Source organism: Nocardia sp. 2TAF39, assembly GCF_052114905.1.
In the GTDB taxonomy this organism is placed as follows: Bacteria; Actinomycetota; Actinomycetes; order Mycobacteriales; family Mycobacteriaceae; genus Nocardia.
Map to the genome: position 1 here is coordinate 17,974 of NZ_JBFRFQ010000020.1, position 26,185 is coordinate 44,158.

Consider the following 26,185-nt stretch of genomic DNA (forward strand, 5'->3'; position numbering starts at 1 on the left):
ATGGCCACCGCCACAATCGATCCCCACCTCATCGGGATCGCCACCGAACTTCCCCGTTCCGTGCATTCGACCGAGGAATTGCTCGCCGCGGGCAGCGGGCATCTCTCCGACAAGTTGGAGACGATGCTCGGCAGTCTGGGGGTCGAGAAGAGGCACTCGGTTCTCGCCAACTATCCCGACATTCTCTTTCGAGGCGCCGAACCGGAACGCGGTATCGCCGTGGTCGATCTCGCGGTCAGAGCGGCCCGCAAATGTCTTGCCAAGGCCGATATTCCGGTGGAGACGATCGGTCTGGTGCTCGGTGTGTCGAGCAGCCCCGGCCGACTGGTGCCGAGCCTGGTGTGCGACATGTTTGCGCGGATGCCGGAACTGCCCAGGACCGCGCAGAACCTGAGTATCGAGTACATGGGCTGCTCGGCGATGGCGAAGGCCGTCGACACGGCGCGGTGGTATCTGACGTGCAACCCCGGAAAGCGGGTCCTGGTCTGCTTCGCGGAAGCCACCACACCGCTGTCACCCCCGCTCCCTGGCTTCTACTCGCATTTCTCGGAGGTGGGCCTGGACCGGCGTCAGGACACGGTGAACGTGATGCACGGCTTTCTGTTCGCGGACGCGGCCGTGGCGATGGTGCTGGGCGCGGAAGGGGATGGACCGTCGTTCGGTCCGGTGGCGAACCTGACGAACGACCTCCCTGAGGACGCCGAACTCGGCACCGTCCCAGACGGCGGCTCGGATATTCCCGTGGTGGACGGTCGCCGGGCGTACACCCTGAGTCCTCTCGTTACGCCACGCGGAGCTTTCTATGCCAGGCAGACCGTGCGGATGGCGCTGAAGGAAGAGTCCTGCGAACTGGCCTCCCCGGCTGATGCTTCGGTGCTGCTCATGCACACCGGCAGCGTGCGCATCCTGAACGCGTTGTGCAACGGGTTCGGTGTCGACCCTGACGATGAGGTGGTCGTCTCGTCGTACCGGGTGCTGCGCGACTACGGCAATACCCTCGGCTGCTCGGTTCCCTTGATGCTGGCGGAGCCGGTGTATCGCCCGGCCGGGCAGGGCATTCTCGTGGCGTTCGGGTTGAGCTTCGGCTGCGGCGTATTCACGATGACGGTCCCCGAAGGCGGATGGGCTCCGTAATGCATCCGCGGTACACACTTCCTTCGCTGTTCAACGCCGCCGCCGAGGCCGCGGGTGACGAACCGGCGGTGTTTGTCGACGGCGGATACCGGTCCTGGACGCGGTGGCGTGCGGAGGCGGACGCGCTGGCCCGCGGGCTGCAGGACCTGGGAATCGGGAAGGGCGATGTAGTCGCCGTACACCTGCCCAACTGCTGGGAGTTCCTGACCGTCCACATCGCTGTCGCGGCTGCGGGCGCGGTGATGCTCCCGCTGCACATGGGCCTCGGGGTACACGAGCTGCATTCGCTCCTGGCTCGGACTCGGGCCGTCACGCTGGTCGTCACGGCGGACCGTCGTCGCGAACTCACGCCAGAACTACGCCAAGACTTCCTTGCACTGAAACATGTGCTGGTGGTAGGGGATGTGGACGACCCGTCGAGCAGCGTGTTGTCGCTCGAGGAGGTGGTGCTGCGGTGGGCGGGGTCCGCGCCTTTGCCGACAGATGTGGCGCCGGAGGACCCCTTTGTGCTTCTCCCGTCGTCCGGCACGACCTCGCTGCGCCAGAAAATCTGCGTGCACACCCACCACGGCCTCGTGTCGAACGCCGTCGCGGTCGCTGCCGACGCTGGCGCCTGTGGCACCGACACGATCCTCAGCGGCAGCCTTTTCACGCACCTTTTCGGCCTCCTTTCGGTCCACCTCAGCCTGGTGACCCGAGGCCGCCAGGCGTTGCTGAGCAGGTGGGATGTGGAGGAGTTCCTCCGGCTGGCAGGGGCCAGCGAGGCGACGGTGCTCTTCGCGGTGCCGGCCCAGATCCGCGACGTCGTGGCAAGGCTGGGTTCGTTCGGCGGCGTCGATGAAGTCCGGTTGCGCGAGGTCCGGGCCAGCGGCGCAGCCGTACCCGCCACGCTCATCGAAGACGCCCGCCGACTGCTGGGGGCGCAGGTGATCGCCCAATGGGGCATGTCCGAGCTGGGTGCGGGCCTGTTCACCCGGCCGGGCGATCCGCTGGAAGCGGCGACCAGCAGTGTCGGCCGCCCGGTCTCCGGCGGTGCGGTGCGGGTGGTCGCCGAGGACGGTAGCCCGTGTGCTCCTGGTGCGACCGGGCAGCTCCAGTTCCGCAGCCCTTTTCTCTTCACAGAGTATTTCGAGGACCCCGAGCTGACCCGGACCGCGCTGACCTCGGACGGCTGGCTGCGGACCGGCGACCGTGCCAGCATGAATGACGACGGCACAGTAGCGTTCCGAGGCCGGGACATCGAGGTCATCAATGTCGGTGGCGCGAAATTCAGCGCGCCGGAGATCGAGACGTTACTCGACGACATGGCGGGACTGGGCTTGATCGCTGTCGTCGGCCGCCCGGACGATCGGCTGGGCGAGTATCCGTGTCTGGTCGTCACCCTGCGCGATAGCGCCTCGGTCACCCTGGACGACGTCGCCGGACATCTGGCGGCCAAAGGCGTGGCGGAGTACAAGATCCCGGTCGAGCTGGTGGTGCTCGACGAGATGCCGTGCACGCCCACCGGCAAGATCGCGCGAAGTCAGCTCGTCGCCGTGCTGGACCGCGGTGGCGCGCGCACACAGTCGCCGTGGGCCCAGCGGTTGCGGGCGTTACCACCGTCCGAACGGCTGCGGCACGCTCTGGACCTGATACGCGAACAGGTCCGCGCGGTGCTCGAGGCATCCAAGCCGATCGGGCCGGACCAGGTGTTCACCGATTACGGCCTGAAGTCACTCACCGCGGTCCGGCTACGCGCCGCCTTGGTCGAGGCCACGGGCTTCGACCTGCCGGCGACCATCGCCTACGACCTGCCGACACCGAATCTGCTCGCCCGCCACCTCTGTGCCCTTCTCGCTGCGGGCCCGACTCGGGACTTCGACCGGGCGATGCCGATCCGGCCACGACCGGCCCGAGACGACCCGGTGGTCGTGGTGGGTATGGGATGTCGGTTGCCGGGCGGCGTCGCGTCTCCCGCCGAGTTCTGGGACCTGCTTGCGGAAGGTCGGGAGACGATCGGCGACTTCCCCACCGATCGTGGCTGGGAGGTCGACCCGGACGCCACGTATGCGCGTCGCGGCAGTTTCCTGGACGCCGCTTGGTTCGACCCCGCCTTCTTCGGGATCTCGCCGCGCGAAGCCGTCACCATGGATCCCCAGCAGCGGCTCCTGCTGGAAACGGCGTGGGAGGCGCTCGAGCACGCCCGGATCGACCCCGTGTCGCTGCGCGGCAGCGACACGGGGGTCTTCGTCGGCGTCATGGCCTCGGATTACCTGCCGCGTACGTATGAGACGGTCAAGAATTCCGACATCGGCGCCATGACCGGTAATGCCGGTGGTGTGGCGTCCGGTCGGATTTCCTACGTACTGGGGCTGCACGGCCCGGCTCTCACCGTGGATACGGCCTGCTCGTCTTCCCTTGTGGCGCTGCATCTTGCGGCTCGATCGCTGCGTGACGGCGAATGCTCCCTGGCGATGGTCGGGGGTGCGACGGTGCTGTCCACACCGGCCGCCTTCGTGGAATTCGCCCAACAGAACGGCCTCGCGGCCGACGGGAGATGCAAGCCCTTCGCCGCCGCGGCAGACGGGACGGGCTGGGGAGAAGCGGTCGGCGTGCTCGTGCTCGAGCGTCTCTCCGATGCGCGCCGGGCGGGCCATCGCGTGCTCGGCGTCATTCGTGGATCGGCCGTCAACTCCGACGGCACCTCGAATGGGCTGACCGCGCCGAATGGTCCGGCGCAACAGCGGGTGATCCGGCAGGCGCTGGCCGATGCCGGGCTCGAGCCGTCCGAGGTGGACGCGGTCGAGGCGCACGGCACGGGGACGACACTCGGCGACCCGATCGAAGCGAATGCGATCCTGGCGACTTATGGGCGCGACCGTGGACAGCCGCTGCTGCTCGGTTCGCTGAAATCGAACCTCGGGCACTCGCAGGCCGCCGCAGGCATCGTCGGGACGATCAAGATGCTCATGGCGATCCGGCATGGTTTGGTGCCCAAGACGTTGCATGTGGACGAGCCGTCCCCGCATGTGGCCTGGGCCGCGGGAGCGGTACGCCTGGCCGCCGACGCGGTGTCGTGGCCGGAGACCGGACGACCGCGCCGCGCGGGCGTCTCCGCGTTCGGGATCAGCGGCACGAACGCACATGTCATCATCGAACAGGCCCCCACCGAAGAAGACCCAGCCGAAGCAGCCGCCGTCGCGGGCACCTCGGCGCCGATGGTGCCGCTGGTCTTCTCGGCATCGACGAAACAGGCCCTGGCCGCTCAGGCGGAACGATTGGATGCCCTCTTCAGCGAGGGTGCCACGCCTGCGGACGTCGGCTACTCGCTGGCCACCACCCGCGCGAGGCTCGAACATCGAGCGGTCGTGTTCGATCGGGATGATCTGGCAGCGCTGGCGTCGTGGACGCCGAGTGGTGCGGTGACAGGTCGCGCCGATCTCCACGGTCGTATCGTGTTCGTTTTCCCGGGGCACGGCGCGCAGTGGGCGGGGATGGGGGCCGAACTGCTCGGTTCGTCCCCGGTCTTCGCCGACGCGATGGCCGAGTGCGAGAAGGCGCTGAGCGAGTTCGTCGACTGGTCTTTGGCCGAGGTCATCGCAGACGAATCTGCCTTGCGCCGAACCGAAGTCGTTCAGCCCGTGCTGTTCGCGGTGACGGTCTCACTGGCGCGGCTGTGGCAGTGGTACGGGGTCGTGCCGGACGCTGTCATCGGCCACTCTTTCGGCGAGATCGCCGCCGCGCACGTCGCCGGCGTGCTCTCGCTGCGCGACGCCGTCCGGGCCATCGTCTGCCGGGGCGCGCTGTGTGCGGGTCTGAGTGGTCAGATGCTGTCCATCGAATCGGACGCCGAAGACGTCGAGCAACGGATCGCGGGCTACCCCGGCGTGAGCATCGCCGCGCGCAACGGTCCTTCCGCGACGGTCGTGGCGGGAGACGCCGACGCCGTCACCGCGCTGGCCACGGACTACCGGGAGGTCGGCGTGCCGACCCACGTCGTGCAGATCGGCTTCGCTTCGCACTCGGTGCATGTCGAGCCCCTCCACGAACGCATGTCGGCAGACCTGTCCGACCTGCGCCCGCAGCCCGCCCGCATGCCCTGGTACTCGACAGTCACCGGCAAACTGATGGCGGGGCCGGAGGCCGGCGCCCGCTATTGGTATGACAATCTGCGGCAGCCGGTGTCGTTCGCGTCGACGGTGAATAGTGTGGCGGCGGCGGGGTTCAGCTATTTCGTCGAGGTCGGCCCCCATCCGGTGCTCACCACCGCGATCGGTGCGACAGTGGGTGAAGCCGGCTTGGCCGTGGGCACCTTGCGGCGTGGCAGGGGTGGCATCGGACAGTTCGCGGCTTCGCTGGCCAGGGCGTACGTCCGGGGGCTTCCGGTCGACTGGGCGAGGTTCTTCGACGGCCGCCGAGCCGGCCGGGTCGACCTGCCCACCTATCCGTTTCAGCGCAGTCATTACTGGCTCGGTCGAACGAAAACGAAGCAGCCGGCCGGACCCGGTCGGCAGGACGTTACGCGGGATCTGGTCGGAGCCCAGTCCGCCGATGACCGTGAACTGGTCGACACCAGTACCGTGCCGGCAAGAGGGACCGCTGCTGCCGCACCATCGGACTCTTTTCGCGATCAGCTCGCCGGGCGCGACCAGGCCGAGCAGGTTCGGCTCATCGAGGACCTGGTACGTGACCGCGCCGCTGCTTTGCTGGGCCACCATGATCCGTCCGCGGTGGCGTCGCACCACAAATTCCTGGAAATCGGCTTCGATTCGCTGACCGTGACGGAGCTGCAAGACACGCTCAACCAGGTCGTCGGCCTCCGGTTGCCGCCTATCACCGTATTCGAGGCCGAGACTCCCGCTGCGCTGGCCAGGCGCGTGTTCGACGAGCTGATCGAACAGCCGAGTGTTCCTGGGCCGGAGCCGATCGCGCCACTACCGCGGTACGACGAATCCGTTCGGGTGGTGATCCAGCACGCGGTCGCAGCGGGTAACACCGATGCGGCCTTCGGCCTGATGCGTGCGGTGGCGGATCTGCGGCCGTCGTTCGGCGGGGTCGCCGATCTCGGTTCCCTTCCCGCACCGACGATTCTGGCCGATGGACCGCGACGCACGCGGCTCATCGCCGTGAGCTCGCCAATGGCGAACGGCGGCGTTCACCAGCATGCGAGGCTCGCCGCACATTTCCAGGGCGTTGTGCGTGTCTCGGCGGTGCCCCTACCCGGGTTCACATCGGGAGAGAAGCTGCCGGCTTCCGCCGAGGCCGCAGTCGCCGCGGTGGCCGAGAGTGTGCACCGGGCCGCTGCGGGCGAGCCCTTCGTACTGTTCGGATACTCCTCGGGCGGTGCTCTTGCGTACGCCGCGGCCCACCACCTGAAAACAGTTCAGCAAACCCGGCCGGCGGCGGTGATCATGATCGACACGTTCCGGATCGATGACCCCACGGTGCCGACCGAGACGATCCTGCGCGAGATGTTCGCGGATTCCCATGGTTTCGGCGGGATCACCAGTGACCGGCTCTCCGCGATGGGCCGCTGGCTCGCGACGATGTCCGGCATGAAATTCGCTCCGCTCGATGTGCCGGTGCTGTTCGTTCAAGCTTCGGAACCGGTCGTCGCGGGTGACCCGGCCCGCTGGCTGACGAAGCCCTTCGAACGGACACATGATCTCCGGACCGTTCGATCAGACCATTTCGGCCTGGTGGGGCCGGATTCGGCGCAGACGGCCCAGGTTATCCGCGAATGGCTCGACGAGCGTTTGTGATCGTCGGCCCTGTCGCCCCTCATCCGGAGGTGGCGGCTGGTTCCCGACCGACAGCAGTCATCAGTGGGTGCCGCCGATCTCTGTCTCGCTTCAGTAGATGCCGTTCGGACCGGCATGTCAACGTCGTAGGACTACACTACATATCTACATGCAGCTCACAGGGATGGAGACCGTTCCGCCATGGCCCAACCGCCGGTCGACCGCGCGCATGCCCGAACCGGAACCCACCGCCGGGGCGACAATCCGGTCACCAGGGCTGCGGTCTTGGCCGCGGCACTGGAGATCGTCGATCGTGACGGGGTCGACGGTTTGTCGATGCGGCGACTGGCCGACGCGGTGGGTCGGGATCCGATGGTGATCTATCGGCATGTGCCGAACAAGGCCGCTGTGCTCGACGGTGTCGCGGAGATCGTGTTCGCGCAGTTGTCGGTAGATGCGACCGATGCGGACTGGGCTGGACAGTTGAGGGTTGTCGCGCGCGATTTCCGCAGGCTGGCACTGGCCCATCCGAAGGTGGTTCCATTGTTGGTGACCCGGCCGCTGTCGACGCCTTTGGGGCTGCGGCCCCGGTCCGTGGTTCGGCCGTTGGAAGACACTCTCGCGCTACTGACTCGCGCCGGCTTCTCAGGAGTCGACGCGCTGCACATCTATCGCGCGCTGTTCGGGTTCCTCTACGGACATATCCTCAACGAGTTGCAGGAAATCGTGGAGAAGCCCGAAGAGACCGACGAAGTGCTGCGCCTGGGTCTGCACCGGCTGCCGATCGGCGAATTCCCCCTGCTCCGCGAACTCGCACCGGCGCTGGCCGCCTACGACGGCGCCGCCGAACTGGAACGCGGTCTCGACCTCCTGCTCACCGGACTCGCCTCCACACTGCTCGGCCGACACAGTTGACCGCACCGGCTCAGCGTGCTCCAGCTCCGCCTTCGGAATCCCAACACTGTTGTGCACCAATGGTTTCGATGTCGGCGACACCCAGTGGATCGCCGGTGGTCGGTGTGCCGTGTGGGTTGGCCGTATCCATCATGCTCGCGCGCGCAGAGTCGGCATCGGTGCGCGGGGGACTCACCAGCACGGTAATTCTGGTGCCGCCGACCCCGAGGATGTCGAGGGTGCGGGACGGCTTGTGCCGGTAGCCATCGAGTCGCACCCGACGTCCGGCATTCTGGAGTTTCCTCGGCGCGGTGTCCCATTCGTCGAGGTGGTAGACCACTCGATGAATGGGACCGAGTCGATTCCCGAGCGCTGCGAGCAGGTCCGGGAGCTCGGCGCTCAGGTCACGGCTGTACGGCCACCAAGTCCCGTCGGTGGACGTGTTTCCGATCGTTCCGGGCGCGAGCAGCAGCGTCGGCCGCCGTATGGGCGCCGACCGCCGACCGGCATCGGTTGTGGTCTGCAGTGGCGTCATGGTCGCCGCTCCCGTCTCGGCCGCGTAACGGCCGGTGTCATGGTCTTGCCGAGTCCGGCGATCAGGATGTCGAGGCCGCGTTCCAGTTCGGCGGCGTCGTAGGCGGCCAGCGCCGGTGCGAGTTCGCGGAGCAGGGGAATTCGCCGATCGGCAGCCGGTGCAGACCCAGGCGCAGCACTCCGTCGGTCTCTTCGGGTTTATCCACGTTCGGCGCACTTTGTCAACAAGTCAATACTACACTGTAGACATACGATGTATCTAGGTCATATGCTGTGGATGTACTGCTTCGTTCCGGCAGCTCAGTCGCAGGAACGTGCGGAGGTGGGATTACGCCGATGACCATCGAGAACAAGATCGCGCACTGGTTGCGGGCAGTGTGGGCGAGTACGCAGAAGCTTCTTGCCAGGACCGACGAAGACAGCCGTCGCCGCACCGACAGTGGCGGCAGGCCGGCTCGCGACACCCTCGAACAAGCCATGGGCAAGCTGCGAGGTGTGTTTCACCGCTGACCTGTCCTCGACACGACCAGCGGCAGCGTCGCCGAATCCATCCGCCGGTCATTCGGCCAACACTCAGGAACTGGGGACATGAAGCATGGCCATCACGCAAGTCGCTGTGTACGCGCATTTGACCGCGGCCGATATCGAGGCGCTCGGGCGTGAGCTCGACGCGATTCGACAGGACATTCTGGATCAGCGCGGTGTGCGGGATGCGACGTACATCCGCCGCACGATCGCGTTTCACCGGATACTCGACGCCGCGGCGAGGTTGACGATCTGTATCGGCCGGACCAGGACCAGTTGGCTCCTGGGCGCGGCGGGGTTGGCGACGGCGAAGAGCATCGAGAACATGGAGCTCGGTCATAACGTCTGCCACGGCCAATGGGACTGGATGAACGATCCGGAAATCCACTCCAGCACGTGGGAGTGGGACATGGCGGGCTTGTCGTCGCAGTGGCGCTATGCGCACAACTACCGCCACCATGTCTTCACGAACGTTCTCGGGATGGACGAGGACATCGGGTTCGGCGTCATCCGCGTGACCCGTGACGAGCGATGGCGACCAGCACACCTGCTACAGCCGCTACAGAATCTGTTGCTGGCGGCCACCTTCGAGTGGGGTATCGCGCTGCACGACCTGTACTCCGAACGCGACCGTGCCGCGACCCCCGCGCAGAAATCCGCCCAGATCAGGGCGTTGGTCAAGAAGATCGCGCGGCAGACCGGCAAGGATTATGTGCTGTTCCCCGCGTTCAGTGGGCGACGCTGGCGGCGAACGATTGCCGCGAACGTGAGTGCCAACATCATGCGCAATCTGTGGGCGTATCGGGTGATCTTCTGCGGTCATTTCCCCGATGGCGCAGAGAAGTTCGCACCCACCGTCGTGGAGTACGAAACCAAACCCGAGTGGTACCTGCGGCAGATGCTGGGCACCGCGAATTTCTCCGCGGGTCCGCTACTCGCCTTCCTCAGTGGGAACCTCTGCTACCAGATCGAGCACCACCTTTTCCCCGACCTGCCCAGCAACCGCTACGCCGAGATCGCCGTTCGAGTGCGGGCACTGTGCGACAAATACGACCTGCCGTACACCTCCGGGTCTTTACTTCGCCAGTACCTGCTGACCCTGCGCACCATTCACAAACTGGCCCTTCCGGACAGTTTCCTGATCGCCACCTCCGACGACGCACCCGAGACTGCTTCGGAACGCAAGTTCTACGGCGTCGAAGCATCCGATACCCACCGCTCACTCGGACGAAGCGGGTTGCGCACAGCGTTACACCGGGCGGGCCGTAGCCGGTACGGGCGACATATAGGCGTCACATCGCGCGCGATCATGTCGCGTCATCGCCTGATCCGAATCGAGTCGGCCGATTCGGGGCCGAGACAGGCGCGCCGGCCATGAAGCAATCCGATACCCGCGCCGGAATTCGGTCGCACGGCGACCTCGCACCGCGAGTGCAGTTGAAGCCGCTGACATCGAAAACCGGTTACACAACACCGAAGACCGGCTACGTCGACGGAGCGTGGTGGCCGCATAGTGATGAACTGGTGCGTGAACTTCCGGCGCTACTCGCGGTCCTGGCTGCCCGGATCGGCCCGGTCCATCATGTGGCGTACCCGCTCGGCGAATGGGCGGGAACGCCCAGCGAACTCGTCGTTGCCGGCCGGACGGTGCGATGCGCCGGATATCGATACGGGACTGCTCACACCGTCGAAATGCTCGGTGTGAAGGATCGCAGGCTGGTCCTGCTCGTGGTCCCGCCATACACCGACGCGCACGACGCGTTCGCGACGATGACATCCGCGTCCGCCACGAATGACGAATCGTCGGTCGACGAGCTGCTGATGATCGGTAGACATGAGCGCAGCGACCGCACCGAACGAGCCGCCGCCGTGCAACGTTGGGTTTCCGAAGGCGGCGCGGAGCATTGACCATGAGATCGGTGTGCTGAGGCGCGGGTTTCGTTGCCGCGCAGCACTTTCGGCCACCACAGTGTCGGTCGCGTCCGTTCGGTACCTCCGAGCCGGAATTCGCCGGGCCGTACGCCATCGACCCGGGCGTAGCCGACTCGGCACGCGATTACGCCGAGGGTGTCGTCGGTACGGCGCAGGCGGTCGGCGGCGAGGGCGATGCGCCAGCTGGTCATATAGGTCATCGGTGGTTCCCCGACGAGTTCGGTGCAGCGCCGCGCGAAGCGGGCGCGGGCGGGTCAGTACGAGAGGCGGGTCGTCCGGATCTCGGAGATCGACATGCCCCGGCGGCGTCGGAACAGGCTGCGCAGGGTGCCGGCGTTGAGGTAGCCGACCTTGGCCGCGACCGCGTCCACGGTGAGCGAGGTGGTGCGCAGCAGGTGCATTGCCCGCTCCAGCCGGATATCGTGCGCGAATTCGCTGGGAGACATGCCGAGTTCGGAATGGGTGGCGCGCTGCAGGCTTCGTTCGGTGACACCGATGGCCTTGGCGGCGTGTGAAATTCGGAAGTTCTCGGTGAGATGGTCGCGAACCCACCGTTCGAATGCGGCGGTCATCGAATCCCCTCTGGCGACGACCTCGGGAACGATGAACTCGCGCTGCGGTCGCCCGGCACCGACCGCCAGGTAGCGCATCGAGCGCTCGGCCAGCGCGGGGCTCCTCGCGGCGATCATCGACAGGGCCAGGTCCATGTGCGACAGCGAGGCGCCCGCGGTGATGACGCCACGGCCGCGGCACAGCGTCCGCCCCTCGTTCAGCTCGACGCGGGGGTAGCGGCGGCGAAAGGCCGGGCCGAGCCACCAACTCGTGGTCGCGGGTGAGCCGTCCAGCACTCCGGCCTCGGCCAGGAAGAACGTTCCGGTGCACGCGCCGGCGAGGTGCACACCTCGGTCCCGCGCGGCGACCAAGCGATCGAGTACGGGGCGACTGGCCCGCGCGGAGACGAGTTCGATCAGCGCGTCGGCTGCCAGCACGTTCACCGCGGGCACGATCATCAGGTCGAACTCGTCGCCGAGTTCGTCGAGTGGAATCGTCGGCACGGTGTAGCCGTTGCCGGAGCGTATGGCGGCCTTGAACGACACGGTTCGGACCCGCCACGGCTGCGGCGGGTCGGCGAGTTCGGATCGCACGGCGTTTGCGGTGCTGAAGGTCTCCAGGAGGGCGGCGAATCCGAAATCGGCAACGCCGTCCACGACGAAGACAGCGACGTCCATGTCGGAAACAGTACCGAACATGTCGTTTGCGACACTCCGTTTTGGTCGGAATCTGTCCTACTGTCATCGGACACGGCTCGGCACCGGCCTCGTGGGCCGGTGCCGAGCCGCCCTGCCCGTCGTACCTCTTCACCTGGGGAGTTTGCGTGACCATGATCGAAACAACCGGCACTCACCACGTCCGGTTGACGGTGACCGACATCGTTCGGTCCCGAGCGTTCTACGGGGATGTCCTCGGATTCCCGATCGCCGCCGAGTCTCCGGGCAGCCCCGACGACCCTGTGGTGCGCAATGACCCTTTCCAGCTCTTCGGCGGGGTGGTGTTCCAGGCCAACGGGATGTTGCTCGGCCTGCGCCCGGTGGCGCCGGCGACGGATCGCTTCGATGCCGACCGCGTCGGGCTCGACCATCTCAGCTTCACCGTCCCGTCCCGCGACGATTTGGTCGCGGCGGCCGCCCGTCTGGCCGCGGCCGGAGTAGAACACGGCGAGATCACCGAGATGGCGGATTTCGGCATCGCGATCTTGGCGTTTTTCGATCCGGACGGCATCCATCTCGAACTCACCTCGCCACTGTGACGGCCCCGTCACCGGATGGCGCCGACCCAAGCGTGAACGACCCGGAATGAACGTTCTGATGAAGGCCCTGACGACCGGCCGCGGAATCGGTGTGGTTGTGCCGAGGAGGTAGGCCGATGCTCGTCCAGCGTGCGCAAAAGGGAAGAGCGACCGGTTCGGCGTTGCCGAGCCCGAGCACCCTGCTGTGCGCGCTGGGCGGCCAGCATGTGGACGGACCGGTGGGCCGATGGGCCCGCGAACTGACCGAGTTGCACGGACGCAGACGCGCCGACCGGCGGCACAGTGTCGAAATCGATAACCTCCGCGCCGAATTGGTCGATCGGATCAATACGTGGGCGACGCTGCACCTGCCGTGCCCGGCGGTGGGCGCACGTCTACACGACGCGAGCCTGGGCGAGGTGATCGATCGGATCGCGGCCGTGGCGGACCGGGCATTTCACCTGTTGATGCACGACGATCCAGGCGGCGACCGAATGCATGCGGAGTGGACCCGGCTGGCCGAAATGGAGATCGCCTACGGCGACTTGGTCGAACAGGTCGGGGATGGTCGCCGTTGTCTGCCGCCGGCTACTGTCGGCGGCGGCTGAGGTCCTGCCGCCCGCTCGCCACCCGACCCGTCGTGCAACATGCTCGTCCCGTGCCATGTCCCTTCGGACCGGCGGGCGAGAGGGCGTAGGCTGGTCGCTCCGACCGACGGTGCGACTTCTGGGAGCGGTGCATGAGCATGAGTGAGGGGACTCCTCCCGCTACGACGAGGACCGGGACGATCAGCGTACAGGTGCCCGCCGAGTCGGAGCAGTTGGCGATGTTGCGTGCCTTGGCCGAAACCGTCACGCTCATGGCCGATTTCGGCATCGATGAGGTGACCGATATCCGACTCGCCCTGGACGAGGTCGCGAGCGCGCTGATGCTGGACGCGGTGGAGGGGTCGGTGATCGACTGTGCGTTCTCCTTCGACGACGAAGCGGTGCAGGTGCGAGTTGCCTCGGTCGCGGTGTCGGACTCCAGCCCGGACGAGACCAGCTTCGGCTGGCATATCGTGGCGACGCTGACCGACTCGGTCGCCACGTCGCAGGATGCCTACGATGCCGCTGTTGGCGGCTACCCGACTGTCGTCGACTTCCGCTGGGTCCGCGGCGGCTCGAATGAGTAGCGAGCCGAATTCGGGTGCTTCCCGGCGGAAGCCGGGTAGAGGAGACAGCTACGACAACATCGAACCGCTGTTCGCGGAGCTGGCCGCCCTGACCGCGGACGATCCGCGCCGGGAGACGGTGCGCGCGGAACTGATCGGGCGGTGTCTGCCGCTGGCCGAGCACATCGCACGGAAGTTCAGTGGTCGCGGAGAGAGCTTCGAGGATCTGCTGCAGATCGCGAGGGTGGGCATGCTCGCCGCGGTCGACCGGTTCGATCCTCAACACGGTTCCACATTTCTGTCGTTCGCCGTGCCGACGATCATGGGCGAGGTCCGGCGGCATTTCCGCGACTACGCGTGGTCGGTGCGAGTTCCGCGGCGGCTCAAGGAAATCCAGTCCACGATCGGTCCCACGGTGGAGATTCTGTCGCAGCGGCTCGGCCGCATGCCTCGGGCGCGGGAGATCGCCGAGGAGTTGGACGCCGACCTGAACGAGGTGACCCAGGCACTCATCGCCCGCAACGCCTATCAAACCTCTTCGATCGACGCCGCGTCCGACACCGATGGGGCGGAGTCGGGCGGCTTCTCCCTGCTGGACACCCTCGGCGCCGAGGACCCCGACTTCGGCACCGTCGAGAACTACCTGGCGGTGAAACCGCTGCTCGCCGCATTGCCGGAACGTGAGAAGCAGGTGCTCGTGATGCGCTTCTTCGATTCCATGTCCCAGGAGCAGATCGCCCAGCGGATCGGTTGTTCGCAGATGCAGGTGTCGCGCATTCTGTCCAAGACGTTGAAATCGTTGCGCGAGCAGGCTCTACGAGACTGACGTACAAGCTGTCTCGGCCGAGATGCTCGAGCCCCGTCCTCGCACTGACCGAGCAGCGCGTTGTGGACATCTGGTACGGCTGTGCCAGCAGGTCGTAGCGATACACCGGCTTCGGCGTGGCTGGTTTGTCGGTCGACATCGCGTCCGTTCCCACACGGCGCCAGCAGGCGAGTGTCTCGATTGCTTGATATTTCAGAAGCTGAGAGGGTTGCCAGGTGAATGCTTGGGATCGGTACGCGTCGCTGGTGACCGCCCGCAAGTCCTGGGTGCTGTTGCTGGTGATCGTCGCCGTATCGCTGGGGCTGATCGCCGCCGTGGGGGAGAACAAAGCAGCCGGGCAGGCGCCCGTGTCGCTGCCGGCGTCGGCGCAGTCCGCGCGGGTCGAGCAGGCGCTGGCCGAGTTTCCGGACGCGGGCTCGTACGCCGCGATCGTGGTCGTCACCCGCGCCGACGGCGGCGATCTGACCGATGACGACCGTGCCGCCACGGCCGCGGCGACGGCCCGCGCCGCCGGACAGCCGTCCGCGGGGCCCATCATCACCTCGCCGGATCGGAAAGCGGCGATCGGTCAGGTGCCGGTGTCTGCCGAGCTGACTGGCTTCGCCCTGACCGACCGCGTCGAGGACATCCGGACCGCGGCGACGGACGAGCTGCCCGACGGGCTGATCCTGCAGGTCACCGGCGGTCCCGCGTTCGGAGCCGATGTCGCGGATTCGTTCTCCGACGCCAACGTCCTCCTGCTGGTGGCGACCGCGGCTGTGGTCGCGGTGCTGCTGATCGCGACCTATCGTTCTCCAGTTCTGTGGGTGGTGCCGCTGGCCGTGGTCGGCGCGGCCGACCGGGTGGCCACCGGCGTCGGAACCGGCCTGGCCGACCTCACCGGACTGACCTTCGACGGCTCGACCTCCGGTATCACGAGCGTGCTTGTGTTCGGCGCGGGAACCAACTACGCGCTGCTGCTGGTGTCGCGCTATCGCGATGAGCTGCACCGGGAATCGGATCACCGGGCGGCGTTGCGGCAGGCGGTGCGTCGGGCCGGACCCGCGATTCTGGCGAGCAACGTGACGGTGGTCGCGGCGCTGCTCGTGCTGCTGCTCGCCGCACTGCCCAGCACGCGCAGCCTCGGCACCATGGCCTCGGCGGGCCTGCTCGTGGCCGTCGTGTTCGTCCTGCTGGTGCTGCCCGCCGCGCTCGCGTCGTGCGGGCGGAATGTGTTCTGGCCGTTCGTGCCACGCGTGGATGACCGCGACATCATGTACGAGGGGATCTGGCACACCGTCGCCGCTGGAGTGGTGCGCAGGCCCGCGGTGGTCGCCGGGTGTGCGATAGCGGTGCTCGCCGTGTGTGCGGCAGGTTTGCTGACCGTGCAGGTCGGACTTCCACAGATCGAACAGTTCCGCGTCCGCGCTGAGTCCGTGGTGGGTTTCGACACGCTCGCGCAGCATTTCCCGCCCGGCGCGTCCGATCCCGCCATCGTGCTCGCCCGGAGCGGCTCGTCCGCGGGTGTCGAGGAAGCCTTCCACCGGACCGATGGCGTGGTACAGACGTGGCGGACAGGTACCTCGCCGACCGGGCTGAGCCGGTGGGCGGTCGTGATCGATGCGCCACCGGCCTCCGCGCGGGCGCTCGACACGATCGAAGCGCTGCGCGCCTCGGTCGATCAGGTGTCGGGGGCCGACGCGCTCGTCGGTGGCACAGACGCGCAGGCGCTGGATATCCAATCCGCCGCGAGCCGGGACCGGATGGTGATAATTCCGTTGGTCCTCGCCGTGGTGCTCGTGGTGCTGCTCGCGCTGCTGCGTGCGGTGCCGGGCTCACTGCTGCTGGTCGCGGTCACTGTGCTGAGTGCGCTGGCTGCGCTCGGTCTCGGCAGCTGGATCAGCGAGGACGTGTTCGGATTTTCCGCGCTGGACATCAGCGTTCCGCTGTTCGCGTTCCTGTTCCTGGTCGCACTCGGGGTCGACTACACGATCTTTCTGGTTACCAGGGCCCGGGAGGAGACGTTGTGGCACGGCACCACCCAGGGCATGGTCCGCGCGGTGTCGGCGACCGGCGCGGTGATCACCAGCGCAGGTATCGTGCTGGCCGCGGTCTTCTGTGTGCTCAGTGTGCTGCCGCTGATCACGCTCACCCAGATCGGCATCGTGGTCGGCCTCGGCATCCTGCTCGACACGTTCGTCGTCCGCACCGTGGTCATCCCGGCGCTGTTCAGTCTGATCGGGCGGAGCATCTGGTGGCCGAGCGACCTGTGGCGCGTCGAGGAGGACAGCTGACTACGGCCGGCCGGTGACCAGCCGGGTCGCGATCGGTGCACACGTCGCGTAGATCGACGTGACCAGCACAGCTGGACAAGGTGGAACCAGCGGGAATCCGTGTTGTCGTGAGCTGCGTATTGTCGGTGCGGCGCGGTGCTTCCCACGAGCGCCGCGAACCGATGACGAGACACGGGGAGGGCGCATGGCCGGTGGGGGAGCACGTCGACGGTGGGTGCTCGTCAGCGGCGGCGCGATGGTGCCGGCCCTTCTGGTCATCGGGTCGAACCTGCGGTTGTGGCGGCTCTCGTCCGGGCACCGATTCGCCGCCCCGGAGGCGCCGAGCGCTCCCGTGGTGATCGTGCCCGGAGCGAAGGTCGCCCCGGATGGTTCGCCGATGGCGTATCTGCGTGGGCGGCTGGACGCCGCAATCGAACTGGTGCACGCAGGCCGGGCCGGGGAGATTCTGGTGTCCGGAGCGGCGGCGGGCACCTCGGGCGATGAAATCGACTCGATGACAAGCTATCTCGTGAAACGCGGCGTCGACCCGGCGCTCATCCGCGCTGATGGAGCAGGACTGTCGACGTGGGCGACCTGCCTGCGAGCGAAACAACTGTTCGGCATCGATCGCGCGATCATCGTCACCCAGCGGCGGCATCTCCCGCGCGCGGTGGCACTGTGTCGGGCGGCGGGCATCGACGCCGACGGAGTGGTTGCCGCCTGCGAAGCGCGTAGGGTGACGAAGTTCCGTAACACTATTCGGGAATGGGTTGCCGCGCCGAAAGCGGTTTTGCGTAACTGAAGCGGATGGCCGGCGTGCGGCCATCCGCTCCGTCCGGCAGCCGTGCTCGGTCAGTGGCGGAAGGCGTCCTTGACCTTCTCGCCCGCGTCCTTGACGTCGGACTTCGCTTGATCGGCGCGGCCCTCGTTCTGCTTTTCCCGGTCGTCTGTCGTCTCGCCGACCTTTTCTTTGGCCTTGCCGGCGAGATTTTGGGCCTTGTTCTTCGCCTTGTCGACTGTGCCCATGTCACAACCTCCTTGGTGCCGTGACCGGCTTGCCATATCCAGCCGGTCTTCTGGGCCATAACCCGTCACAGAGGGGCCAAACGTGCGGTGCTTTCACCACAACCAGGAAGACCCGGTCGAAACCGGGTCTTCCTGGTTGAATCGTGCGCTCATGAAATGGATCCTGGTGGCATCGACTCCGCGTGTTTGCGTTTTGTCCTGCGGATTCTTGCCGGGAAGTTGGGTTATCCGGCCGGAACCGTTGGTGGCATGAGAAGGCCTTCGGCAACGCCGACCGCCGCGCCGACAGCCGCGCCGACAGCGATGGCAGGGGAAGCGACGAACGCATAGCCGATAGCGGCGCCGAAAATGGTGGTAGCCACCGTTCCGGTCGGGAACATCGGTATGCCGGCGATAGCGCCGCAGACCGCGCCGATAGCCGCTCCGATCGAGGCGACCGGGGCTGCCACGATGCTGCCTACCGACGCGCCGATCGTGGTGGCGCCGAGTACGTCGGCGGCGATCCGGTCAGAGCGCGATGGCTCGAAGCCTGCCGAATCCAAGGACTGCGCCATGCCCGCTTCCGAGCCCGCGATCGCGTCGTTGAATTGCTTGCCCTGTTCGCGGCTCAACCAGTCCGGCCTGCCGATCACGAGGCTGCCGACGCGCAGCGTGCCCTCGGGGGCTTCGATCAGTGCGACCGAAGGAGCGGGGGTGAGAGGGTTGGGGAAATGTAGGCGCTGGGGATCGATGGGCGCGAGCTTGCCGGGGTCCGGCATCGGCCGGGTGGTGCTCATATCGTTGCGGCCGGTCGACGCAGGGTGTTCCGGCGGTGCAGGAGATTCCGGAGTGCGTTCCGGAGGCTCAGGATGTGGTGGCGGAGGTGCCGGAGGTATGGCGGCGTCACCGGGTACGGAGCCGGGATCGGCGGGATCGGCGGCTGGGACCGCGGCGATGGCGGGTACCCGTCCGAAAGGGATCTGAATGGTGATGCCGGGTGCTAGTGGATCGGCCGCGGCGGTCGCGGCTCCGGCCACGGTCACCGAGAGTGGGATCGCCCCCGCGACGACGAGGGAGGCGGCGCGACGGTAGAAGGGATGAACAGATGTTCCGGGCGGTTTTGTGCCCATGCTTACCTCATTTCGAACCGGGGTTCCTACCTACCTTTCTAGTTCGGATCTGCGGCGTCTTCTGGATGCGAGATCGCAATGAATTCTTTTCCGGTCGGACTTTTCGGTCGGTCAAGGCATGGGTTCGTGTGACGATTCGTTTACCTGAAACCGCAGCACATCGCGGTAACGCCGCATTTCGCGGCCGGAAGTACTTATTTCAGGTATCAATTACCAGATATGGCAGTGTTTTTTCCGCTGCTTTTCGGCCCTGAACTCGAAAAACCAGCTCGAAACGGGTCCTCGCCCCCGCTGTCCACGTCGAAAGCCCCTGACCAGTCGGCGGCTCGACGGCGAGACCGGACGATGCGGTCGTCCGCACTCCGGTTCCGCAACGTCCGGCCGATGCCGGTCGAGCCGTCCGAGCCCGCTCGGACGGCTCGACCTGTCAGGAAGCTGCCGCGGCGAAACCGGCTCGAAGGTCGGCGAGGATGTCGTCGATACCCTCGATGCCGACGGCGAGCCGGACCAGTCCCGGCGTGACGCCCGCGGCCAGCTGTTCCTCCGGCGTCAGCTGGGAGTGGGTGGTGGAGGCAGGGTGGATCACCAGCGAGCGCACGTCGCCGATGTTGGCCACATGGCTGTGCAGCCGCAGCGCCTCGACGAACCGCTTGCCCGCGTCCACGCCGCCGGCCAGCTCGAAGCCGATCACCGCGCCGGCGCCCTTCGGCGCGAGGCTGCGGCCCCGCTCGTACCACGGCGACGACGGCAGGCCCGCGTAGGACACCGAGGTCACTTCCTCGCGTGTCGCAAGGAACTCCGCCACGGCCTGGGCGTTCTGCACATGACGCTCGATGCGCAGGCTCAGCGTCTCGATGCCCTGGCTGATCAGGAACGCGTTGAACGGCGAGACCGCCGAGCCGAGGTCGCGCAGCAGCTGTACACGCGCTTTGAGCGCATAGGCAGGCGCACCCAGGTCGGCGTAGACCACGCCGTGGTAGCTCGGGTCGGGTGTGGTGAAGCCGGGGAATCGCCCGCTCGTCCAGTCGAACGTGCCGCCGTCGACGATGACGCCCGCGATCGCCGCGCCGTGTCCGCCGAGATACTTCGTCGCCGAGTGCACGACGATGTCGGCGCCGTGCGCAAGCGGCTCGATGAGGTACGGCGTGGCGACGGTGTTGTCCACGATCAGCGGAACGCCGTTGTCGTGCGCGACGGCCGCGATCCCCGGAATGTCGAGGATGTGGTTCTGCGGGTTGGACACCGTTTCGCCGTAGAGCGCCCTGGTGTTCGGGCGGATCGCCGCGCGCCACTGGTCGAGGTCGTCCGGGTCCTCGACGAAGCTCACCTCGATGCCGAGCTTGGGCAGCGAGTAGTGGAACAGGTTGTAGGTGCCGCCGTAGAGCCGTGGACTGGAGACGATGTGGTCGCCCGCTCCGGCGATGTTGAGGATCGCGAAGGTCTCCGCGGCCTGGCCGGAGGCCAGCAGCAGCGCGGCGACACCGCCTTCGAGTGCGGCGATGCGCTGTTCCACCGCGTCCTGGGTGGGGTTCATGATCCGGGTGTAGATGTTGCCCGGCTCGGCCAGCCCGAACAGCGCGGCGGCGTGCGCGGTGTCGCGGAAGGTGTACGAGGTGGTCTGGTAGATCGGCAGCGCGCGGGCGTTGGTCGCGCCGTCGGGTATCTGTCCGACGTGGATCTGCTTGGTCTCGAAGCTCCAGTTGTCGGACAGGTCGGGTTCGGTCATCGAAAGGTCCTCCTTCGTATGGCGATCGGGTCGTGCTGGGGCAGCGGCTAGGCGGTGATCAGGGTCGTGTCCACCGGAGTGGCTCCGGTGGTGAGATCCAGGACCGGGCAGTGCGCGTCGACGGCCTGCTGGAGCTCGGCGTAGCGCTGCTCGGTCTCGGGCCCGCTGACCCGCACGGTCACGCGCACCGCCTGGAACCCTGGCCGGACGGTGTCGTCGAGACCGAAGAACCCGCGTACATCGAGATCTCCCTCTGCTGTCACCGCCAGGTCATCGATCGTGATGCCGAGCCGCTGAGCCCAGAACCGGTAGGTCACTACCTGGCAGGCAATGAGCGAGGCCAGGTAGACCTCGACGGGGTTTGGCGCGGTGTCGACGCCACCGAGCGTGGGCGGCTCGTCCACTTGAACGGTGTGCTTGCGGAGAGTGACCGCGCTGCCCACCGTTCCCTCCGGTGTGCCGGAGGCGCGGAACACCACCAGCGCGTTCGCCGGGTCGTCCGCCACAGCCCGTGCCGTGGCGTCGGCGATGTCGTTGAGCGGCGTGCGCAGGTCGGTTGTCATATGCACTGACGCTAGGAACGACACCTCGCGACGGCGATAGTTACACTCGGGCTGAGTCGAACAGTGGTGCGTCGATCTCGCCCAATTATCTTGCCGCTATTCGGGAGTGGGTTCGGTTTCGGGTCCTGGCGCAATGGCGGTCGCCGCGTCGATCTGCTCACCGATGTAGCGCACGACGACCGCGACGATGGCGACGACCGGCACCGCAAGGAAGGCGCCGACGATGCCGTACAGCGAGCCACCCGCGGTGATCGCCAGCAGCACGATGACGGCGTGCAGCCGCATGCTGCGGCTCTGCAATACCGGTTGCAGGACATTGCCTTCGAGCTGCTGCACGGCCACGATGATGCCGAGCACGATCAGCGCCGTGCCGACCCCATTGCCGACGAGCGCGACGAGCACCGCGAGCGCGCCCGCGACGAACGCGCCGACAATCGGGACGAATCCGCCGAGGAACGTGATCACCGCGAGTACCAGTGCGAGCGGCACCCCGAGGATCACCAGACCTGCCCCGATCAGCACCGCATCGATCAGGCTGACCAGCGCCTGGGTGCGGATGAACCCGCCGAGTACCACCCAGATCCGGTTCAGCACCTCCGCCAGGTGCTTGCCGCTGCGGCTGCCGGACACGACGTGCAGCCACGGCAGGAAGCGCGGCCCGTCCTTGACGAAGAAGAACGTGAGCGCAAGCACGAGGAACAGGGCGACGAGCATCGATGTCGCGGTGCTCACGCCGCTGAACACGCCGGTCGCGATCTGCTCGGAGCTCGACCGCAGCCGGGACACGATCGCGTCGACCGCCGAATCCAGTTGTTCGTCACGGATTCTCAGCGGCGGACCCTGCAGCCAGTCACGGACCCGGTTGACACCCTCGGTCGACTTGTCCGCCAGTTCGGGTGCCTGGTCCACCACCGAGGGCACGATCAGCGCGACGACCCCGGCCAGCAGGCCGATGAACCCGAGCAGTGCGATCGAGGCTGCCGCGGCGGGCCGTAGGCCGTGGGCGGTGAGCCAGCGCGTCGGCGGCCACAGCACGGTCGAGACCACGATCGCCAGCGCTACCGGCAGGATCACCACCCACAGCTTGGCGACCAGGAAGCCGAGCACCCACGCGCCGGCCGCGATCGCGACAACACACAGCGCCCATTTGGCGAGCCACAGGATGCCCGCGCCTATGACGTCGCCCCGATCCCGTGGCGCGCGGTCACCCGGTCCCTGGCTCTTGTTCGGTTCGCTCACGGGCCAAGTCTGGCACGATGTCGCGAGGTCGAGCAGGGGCCAGCCTGGCGATAAGGTGCGGTGTTTTTCGTCGGGAAGTTGTCCATCGAGGAGGAACGGATGATCGCAGCACGGCTTGCGGCTGTTTTCGCGGTGGTGTTGATGGGGTCCTCGGTCGGGAGTATCGGGGTGGCGCAGGCCGCGCCTGGGGCATGTGTGGCGGGCGACCCGTTGCGCCCCACCGCCGAGCTGTTCGCCACCGACAACACCGAGACGATCACCGATCCGGCGGATCATCGGCTGCGGAATCGGCTGGAGGGTTTCGAAGTCGCGGTCGATGCGGTCGCGGTGCGCAATGTCGCGCTGCCAGTGGGGTCGACGTTGGTAAGTGGGGTGTTCTGGTCGCGGGAGCGGCATCATGCGACCTACGAGCGCTCGCGCGAATTCCATCTGGCCTGCGTCGTCGGTGCTGACCTAGGACGGATCGCGCAGCAGGTGCGGGTGCGGTTCGGCCAGGAGTCGGTGTTGACGTTCGAACACCGCGCCGCCGGTGCGCCGGGGGTCGACGCGTTCACCGTCGAGGTCGCGGACATCGACCTGCGGCGGTTCCACGACGGGCTGGTCGCCGATCCGCTGGCGCGCGAGCGACTGGTCGGCGGTTCGGTCACCGATGAGAACACTCTCATCCTGGTCGCGGACATCGCCGATCTGGAACAGACCCGGCTGTTCGTCGAAAAAATCGGCGGAACTTGGGATTACGCCACTGTGCGGTACGGCGATCGTGAGTTCGCCGGAGCGTGAACGGGGGAGTGGGCGCAGCGGCTGCGGAGCAGACCAACGGCGGCCGGATAGGCGCCACGGCTCTCTGGTGGATGAACGGGCGTGGCGTCACCCCCTCAGTCCATACGTGTCCTCAGTGTTGAAGCTTTTCCAGGATCTCCTGCAGTGCCCGCAGGTCCTCGTTCGAGAGGGCGGTGACCGACGCGGGGGCGGGGTCCGGGGTGGCGAAGGCGGTGTCCAGAACCGCGCGCCCGGCGGGTGTGATCGAGACCTGCTTCTGCCTGCGGTTGGCCGGATCGATCTCCCGGGCCACTAAACCCAGCCCCTCCAGGTGATTCACCGTGACGGTGGCGGCGGGCGCATCGATGGCCGCGGCGTGCGCCAGTTCCTTGACTGTCATCGGCCCGGGACGCAGTCGGCGCAAGACGCGAATCCGGCTGAACGGCAAGCCGGTTCGCTCGGTGACGGCACGCTTCCACTGATCGCGGCTGTCCATCACCACATGGGTGAGCAGCGTCCACACCTCGTCGGGTGTCGGGGTGTCAGCCGGCATGAATCGGGACTTTCTGTTCCAGGAGCGGAGCAACGCGATCGCGTGACCGGTTGGCCCACAAAGTATTCGAGGCAATGCCGAGTATGGCGATCCCGGTGGCGAACGTGGCGATCACCCACCACAGGCTCGCGCCGGTCAACGCGCCGCACAGCGCGACACCGATGCTCGTGCCCACCTGGCGGCTGGTCGAGGCGACCGCGGCGGCGGCGCCCGCGCGATCCAACGGCATCCCGCTGACCGCCGAGGTGGTGATCGGGGCGTTCACCATGCCGAAGCCGACGCCGAACACCGCGAACATCCCGATCAGCGCCCACACCGGAGTGGTGGGCTCGAGCCGGGTGAGCAGGAGCGCGGCGAGCGTCATGGCGAATCCGGCGGCGAGCAGGGACGGCCGGGTGCCGTGCCGGCCGACCAGGCGGCCGGACAGCGGCGAGGAGATCAGCATCGCGATCGCCATCGCAAGGTAGAGCAGGCCGGTGTGCACCGCCGAATAGTGCCGCACGTTCTGCAGATACAGCGAACAGGTGAACAGGAACGCGCCGAGGCCGGTGAAGGCGAACACCGCGATCACCGTCGCGGCGGTGAACGGGACGCTGCGGAAGAACCGCAGGTCGATGAATGGATCCGTGCGACGGGATTCGTGCCGCAGGAACGCGGCGACCGCGAGCGCGGCGAGCACGAAGATCGCGGGCGCGCGCTCGACCAGACCGAACACGGTAGTGAACAGGAAGACGATCGCCAGCACTTGACCGACCGGGTCGATGCCGCGCACCGTCGCCGACCGCGATTCCGGCACGAAGATCGTGGTGAGGATCAGCGCGAGCACGCAGATCGGCAGGTTGATCCAGAACACCGCCTGCCAGCCGAGCGCATCGATCAGCACGCCGCCGACCATGGGCCCCAGCGCCATCGAGACGCCGACCACTGCGCCCCACACGCCCACGGCGCGGGCACGTTCCACCCTGCCGGTGAAGACCTGGGTGATGATCGACATCGCCACCGGGTTGAGCATCGAACCACCGATGGCCTGGACGAACCTGGCTCCGATGAGCAGCTCGGCAGTCGGGGCGAGACTGCACAGCAGCGAGCCGACGGCGAAGGTCGCCAGCCCGATCCGGAAGACGCGGCGGCGTCCGAACCGGTCCGCCGCGGCACCGGACAGCATGAGCAGGCTTGCGAGCGTGAGCGTGTAGATGTCGACGATCCACTGCAGGCGGGAGAAGGGAGCGTGCAGGTCGGCGCGGATCGTCGGGATGGCGACGTTCACGATCGTCGCATCCATCGACACGATCAGCAGGCTCAGGCAACAGGTGGCCAATACGAGTGTTTTGCGCCGAACGGTCAGCTGGTCAATAGTTGTGTTCACACAACTATTGTGAAAGTATAATCGTTACCGGCGCAAGGGCGCACCGATGTGGTTCGCATCGCAGGTCGTCCTTCGATCCGGCGAACTGGAAGTCAGTGGTGGGTCGGGTGCTGTTCCAGGCTGAGGCTGGTCGCGGTAGCGATTTCGATCTGATTCGGCTGGGAGTCTCGGTGGGCGCTGCATTGGTGAAGGGGCAGAACGGGGCGCTGGGGGCCGATCGGGTGCTGGTTTCGGTGCGAACCGAGGCTGCGGTCGACCTGTCGGCGCTGCTGTTGACCGAAGCCGGGCGGGTGCGATCGGACGCGCACTTCGTGTTCTTCAATCAGCCGAGCGCGCCGGGCGTGTCGCTACAGCCGGGAAGGCCTGCCACGCTGGAGGTTTCGCCCGCCGATCTGCCCGAGGGCATCGCGCAGTTGCGTGCGGTGCTCACGCTCGACGATCCGACGGCGACCTTCGGCAGGTTCGCGGCGGCGGTGGCGACGGTGGCCGACGCGGCGGGGACGGTGTTGTACGAGTACCGAATCGAGGGGTTCGACAGCGAATCGGTGGTGATCGCGCTGGAGTTGTATCGGCGGAACATGCCATGGAAGGTGCGGGCGGTCGGTCAACGCTGTACAGGTGGATTCGCCGCGCTCGTCACCGATCACGGTGTGACGGTGGACGAGGAGCCCGCAGACCGCGCCCCATCGGCGCCGCCGCAATCGGGAGCGGCGTCCCGGTCCGCTCGCTCGGTCGAGGTTTTCACCGTGCCGGGTGAAGCGAAGCTCTCCTTGGCGAGGCGCGCGAAGCTGGATCTGCGCAAGCGGGAAGTGGCGAAAGCCCTGATCGACAAGGACGCCTTCGGGATTCGCGCCCGCGTCGTGCTGGTCATCGACAAGACCGGCAGCATACACCGGCAGTACCGCGACCAGGTGGTGCATCGCGTCATGCAGCGGATGATCCCGGTCGCCACTCAGCTCGATGATGACGGCACCCTGGAGGCGTACCTCTACGCCCGCTTCTTCGCAAAGCTGCCCGATGTCGAGGTGGAACACGGCGACGAATGGGCCCAGACCTTCCTGCACCTCAAAAGTCGCGATGCCAGGTCG

General features: G+C 67.0%; 22 protein-coding genes and 2 pseudogenes. 14 read left to right on the forward strand and 10 right to left on the reverse strand.

Features of this window, described 5'->3' with window-relative positions; genetic code table 11:
• The 3 genes from AB4Z47_RS15015 to AB4Z47_RS15025 all read left to right on the forward strand — a co-directional run bounded on the left by AB4Z47_RS15015 (position 1) and on the right by AB4Z47_RS15025 (position 7,769).
• Positions 1–1,134 (forward strand): 3-oxoacyl-[acyl-carrier-protein] synthase III C-terminal domain-containing protein, encoded by a 1,134-nt coding sequence (locus AB4Z47_RS15015; RefSeq protein ID WP_441951268.1) that lies wholly within the window; start codon positions 1–3, stop codon positions 1,132–1,134.
• Positions 1,134–6,875, forward strand: coding sequence for a beta-ketoacyl synthase N-terminal-like domain-containing protein (locus AB4Z47_RS15020; protein WP_441951269.1), 5,742 nt, complete (start codon positions 1,134–1,136; stop codon positions 6,873–6,875). The genes AB4Z47_RS15015 and AB4Z47_RS15020 overlap by 1 nt, the downstream gene beginning before the upstream one ends.
• A 180-nt stretch (positions 6,876–7,055) precedes the next feature.
• Positions 7,056–7,769 carry a TetR/AcrR family transcriptional regulator C-terminal domain-containing protein gene (locus AB4Z47_RS15025; RefSeq protein WP_441951271.1) on the forward strand — a complete coding sequence of 238 codons (714 nt, stop codon included), beginning with the start codon at positions 7,056–7,058 and terminating at the stop codon, positions 7,767–7,769.
• Between the two features lie 10 nt (positions 7,770–7,779).
• Here AB4Z47_RS15025 and AB4Z47_RS15030 read toward each other — a convergent pair whose 3' ends face one another.
• A complete protein-coding gene (locus AB4Z47_RS15030) occupies positions 7,780–8,283 on the reverse strand; it encodes a DUF5994 family protein (protein WP_441951272.1) in 504 nt (167 codons plus the stop codon).
• Positions 8,280–8,488: pseudogene (locus tag AB4Z47_RS15035) on the reverse strand (TetR/AcrR family transcriptional regulator); the annotation flags it as partial. The gene AB4Z47_RS15030 and the pseudogene AB4Z47_RS15035, both read right to left, overlap by 4 nt.
• 130 nt (positions 8,489–8,618) lie before the next feature.
• Here AB4Z47_RS15035 and AB4Z47_RS15040 point away from each other — a divergent pair.
• The 3 genes from AB4Z47_RS15040 to AB4Z47_RS15050 all read left to right on the forward strand — a co-directional run bounded on the left by AB4Z47_RS15040 (position 8,619) and on the right by AB4Z47_RS15050 (position 10,715).
• Positions 8,619–8,792 carry a hypothetical protein gene (locus AB4Z47_RS15040; RefSeq protein WP_441951274.1) on the forward strand — a complete coding sequence of 58 codons (174 nt, stop codon included), beginning with the start codon at positions 8,619–8,621 and terminating at the stop codon, positions 8,790–8,792.
• A gap of 85 nt (positions 8,793–8,877) precedes the next feature.
• On the forward strand, positions 8,878–10,185 hold the full coding sequence (locus AB4Z47_RS15045) for a fatty acid desaturase family protein (protein ID WP_441951276.1): 1,308 nt from the start codon (positions 8,878–8,880) through the stop codon (positions 10,183–10,185).
• On the forward strand, positions 10,182–10,715 hold the full coding sequence (locus AB4Z47_RS15050; RefSeq protein WP_441951277.1) for a DUF5994 family protein: 534 nt from the start codon (positions 10,182–10,184) through the stop codon (positions 10,713–10,715). Before AB4Z47_RS15045 ends, AB4Z47_RS15050 begins: the two co-directional genes overlap by 4 nt.
• A 278-nt stretch (positions 10,716–10,993) precedes the next feature.
• Here AB4Z47_RS15050 and AB4Z47_RS15055 read toward each other — a convergent pair whose 3' ends face one another.
• Positions 10,994–11,968 carry a GlxA family transcriptional regulator gene (locus AB4Z47_RS15055; protein ID WP_441951278.1) on the reverse strand — a complete coding sequence of 325 codons (975 nt, stop codon included), beginning with the start codon at positions 11,966–11,968 and terminating at the stop codon, positions 10,994–10,996.
• A gap of 152 nt (positions 11,969–12,120) precedes the next feature.
• Between AB4Z47_RS15055 and AB4Z47_RS15060 the strand changes: the two genes are divergently transcribed.
• From AB4Z47_RS15060 to AB4Z47_RS15085, 6 genes are all read left to right on the forward strand, one after another.
• Positions 12,121–12,546, forward strand: coding sequence for a VOC family protein (locus tag AB4Z47_RS15060; RefSeq protein ID WP_441951280.1), 426 nt, complete (start codon positions 12,121–12,123; stop codon positions 12,544–12,546).
• A 116-nt stretch (positions 12,547–12,662) separates the two neighbouring features.
• Entirely contained in the window at positions 12,663–13,133 is a 471-nt protein-coding gene (locus tag AB4Z47_RS15065; protein ID WP_441951282.1) for a DUF4254 domain-containing protein, read from the forward strand.
• A 131-nt stretch (positions 13,134–13,264) separates the two neighbouring features.
• Positions 13,265–13,699, forward strand: coding sequence for an ATP-binding protein (locus AB4Z47_RS15070; protein ID WP_441951284.1), 435 nt, complete (start codon positions 13,265–13,267; stop codon positions 13,697–13,699).
• On the forward strand, positions 13,692–14,504 hold the full coding sequence (locus AB4Z47_RS15075) for an RNA polymerase sigma factor SigF (protein WP_441951286.1): 813 nt from the start codon (positions 13,692–13,694) through the stop codon (positions 14,502–14,504). Before AB4Z47_RS15070 ends, AB4Z47_RS15075 begins: the two co-directional genes overlap by 8 nt.
• A gap of 215 nt (positions 14,505–14,719) precedes the next feature.
• A complete protein-coding gene (locus AB4Z47_RS15080; protein WP_441951287.1) occupies positions 14,720–16,777 on the forward strand; it encodes an MMPL family transporter in 2,058 nt (685 codons plus the stop codon).
• 184 nt (positions 16,778–16,961) lie between these two features.
• Positions 16,962–17,558 (forward strand): SanA/YdcF family protein, encoded by a 597-nt coding sequence (locus AB4Z47_RS15085; protein WP_441951288.1) that lies wholly within the window; start codon positions 16,962–16,964, stop codon positions 17,556–17,558.
• Positions 17,559–17,608: 50 nt separating this feature from the next.
• On the opposite strand, the gene AB4Z47_RS15090 is transcribed toward AB4Z47_RS15085, so the two are convergent.
• From AB4Z47_RS15090 to AB4Z47_RS15110, 5 genes are all read right to left on the reverse strand, one after another.
• A complete protein-coding gene (locus AB4Z47_RS15090) occupies positions 17,609–17,782 on the reverse strand; it encodes a CsbD family protein (protein ID WP_441951290.1) in 174 nt (57 codons plus the stop codon).
• Between the two features lie 224 nt (positions 17,783–18,006).
• Positions 18,007–18,891 (reverse strand): hypothetical protein, encoded by an 885-nt coding sequence (locus tag AB4Z47_RS15095; protein WP_441951291.1) that lies wholly within the window; start codon positions 18,889–18,891, stop codon positions 18,007–18,009.
• Between the two features lie 427 nt (positions 18,892–19,318).
• Complete coding sequence (locus AB4Z47_RS15100; protein WP_441951293.1) at positions 19,319–20,617, reverse strand: bifunctional o-acetylhomoserine/o-acetylserine sulfhydrylase; 1,299 nt, start codon at positions 20,615–20,617, stop codon at positions 19,319–19,321.
• Positions 20,618–20,664: 47 nt separating this feature from the next.
• Positions 20,665–21,180, reverse strand: a complete 516-nt coding sequence (locus AB4Z47_RS15105; RefSeq protein ID WP_441951295.1) for an OsmC family protein — start codon at positions 21,178–21,180, stop codon at positions 20,665–20,667.
• Between the two features lie 96 nt (positions 21,181–21,276).
• On the reverse strand, positions 21,277–22,419 hold the full coding sequence (locus tag AB4Z47_RS15110; protein ID WP_441951297.1) for an AI-2E family transporter: 1,143 nt from the start codon (positions 22,417–22,419) through the stop codon (positions 21,277–21,279).
• 99 nt (positions 22,420–22,518) lie between these two features.
• Here AB4Z47_RS15110 and AB4Z47_RS15115 point away from each other — a divergent pair, with 99 nt between their 5' ends.
• The gene (locus tag AB4Z47_RS15115; protein WP_441951298.1) at positions 22,519–23,199 is read left to right on the forward strand and encodes a hypothetical protein; all 681 of its coding nucleotides are present in this window, start codon (positions 22,519–22,521) and stop codon (positions 23,197–23,199) included.
• A gap of 112 nt (positions 23,200–23,311) precedes the next feature.
• On the opposite strand, the gene AB4Z47_RS15120 is transcribed toward AB4Z47_RS15115, so the two are convergent.
• Both AB4Z47_RS15120 and AB4Z47_RS15125 read right to left on the reverse strand, forming a co-directional pair.
• Positions 23,312–23,731 carry a MarR family winged helix-turn-helix transcriptional regulator gene (locus AB4Z47_RS15120; protein ID WP_441951299.1) on the reverse strand — a complete coding sequence of 140 codons (420 nt, stop codon included), beginning with the start codon at positions 23,729–23,731 and terminating at the stop codon, positions 23,312–23,314.
• The gene (locus AB4Z47_RS15125; RefSeq protein ID WP_441951301.1) at positions 23,721–25,097 is read right to left on the reverse strand and encodes an MFS transporter; all 1,377 of its coding nucleotides are present in this window, start codon (positions 25,095–25,097) and stop codon (positions 23,721–23,723) included. The genes AB4Z47_RS15120 and AB4Z47_RS15125 overlap by 11 nt, the downstream gene beginning before the upstream one ends.
• 185 nt (positions 25,098–25,282) lie before the next feature.
• Here AB4Z47_RS15125 and AB4Z47_RS15130 point away from each other — a divergent pair.
• Positions 25,283–26,140: pseudogene (locus tag AB4Z47_RS15130) on the forward strand (TerD family protein); the annotation flags it as partial.
• Positions 26,141–26,185 lie beyond the last annotated feature (45 nt).

Bases quoted from the DNA above. Each gene is read 5' to 3' on its own strand.
- AB4Z47_RS15070 (WP_441951284.1), top strand. From the start codon at position 13,265: ATGAGCATGAGTGAGGGGACTCCTCCCGCTACGACGAGGACCGGGACG.
- AB4Z47_RS15120 (WP_441951299.1), bottom strand. From the start codon at position 23,731: ATGCCGGCTGACACCCCGACACCCGACGAGGTGTGGACGCTGCTCACC.
- AB4Z47_RS15020 (WP_441951269.1), top strand. From the start codon at position 1,134: ATGCATCCGCGGTACACACTTCCTTCGCTGTTCAACGCCGCCGCCGAG.
- AB4Z47_RS15060 (WP_441951280.1), top strand. From the start codon at position 12,121: ATGATCGAAACAACCGGCACTCACCACGTCCGGTTGACGGTGACCGAC.
- AB4Z47_RS15045 (WP_441951276.1), top strand. From the start codon at position 8,878: ATGGCCATCACGCAAGTCGCTGTGTACGCGCATTTGACCGCGGCCGAT.
- AB4Z47_RS15065 (WP_441951282.1), top strand. From the start codon at position 12,663: ATGCTCGTCCAGCGTGCGCAAAAGGGAAGAGCGACCGGTTCGGCGTTG.
- AB4Z47_RS15115 (WP_441951298.1), top strand. From the start codon at position 22,519: ATGATCGCAGCACGGCTTGCGGCTGTTTTCGCGGTGGTGTTGATGGGG.
- AB4Z47_RS15075 (WP_441951286.1), top strand. From the start codon at position 13,692: ATGAGTAGCGAGCCGAATTCGGGTGCTTCCCGGCGGAAGCCGGGTAGA.
- AB4Z47_RS15030 (WP_441951272.1), bottom strand. From the start codon at position 8,283: ATGACGCCACTGCAGACCACAACCGATGCCGGTCGGCGGTCGGCGCCC.
- AB4Z47_RS15095 (WP_441951291.1), bottom strand. From the start codon at position 18,891: ATGGGCACAAAACCGCCCGGAACATCTGTTCATCCCTTCTACCGTCGC.
- AB4Z47_RS15105 (WP_441951295.1), bottom strand. From the start codon at position 21,180: ATGACAACCGACCTGCGCACGCCGCTCAACGACATCGCCGACGCCACG.
- AB4Z47_RS15025 (WP_441951271.1), top strand. From the start codon at position 7,056: ATGGCCCAACCGCCGGTCGACCGCGCGCATGCCCGAACCGGAACCCAC.
- AB4Z47_RS15100 (WP_441951293.1), bottom strand. From the start codon at position 20,617: ATGACCGAACCCGACCTGTCCGACAACTGGAGCTTCGAGACCAAGCAG.
- AB4Z47_RS15050 (WP_441951277.1), top strand. From the start codon at position 10,182: ATGAAGCAATCCGATACCCGCGCCGGAATTCGGTCGCACGGCGACCTC.
- AB4Z47_RS15085 (WP_441951288.1), top strand. From the start codon at position 16,962: ATGGCCGGTGGGGGAGCACGTCGACGGTGGGTGCTCGTCAGCGGCGGC.
- AB4Z47_RS15055 (WP_441951278.1), bottom strand. From the start codon at position 11,968: ATGGACGTCGCTGTCTTCGTCGTGGACGGCGTTGCCGATTTCGGATTC.
- AB4Z47_RS15040 (WP_441951274.1), top strand. From the start codon at position 8,619: ATGACCATCGAGAACAAGATCGCGCACTGGTTGCGGGCAGTGTGGGCG.
- AB4Z47_RS15015 (WP_441951268.1), top strand. From the start codon at position 1: ATGGCCACCGCCACAATCGATCCCCACCTCATCGGGATCGCCACCGAA.
- AB4Z47_RS15090 (WP_441951290.1), bottom strand. From the start codon at position 17,782: ATGGGCACAGTCGACAAGGCGAAGAACAAGGCCCAAAATCTCGCCGGC.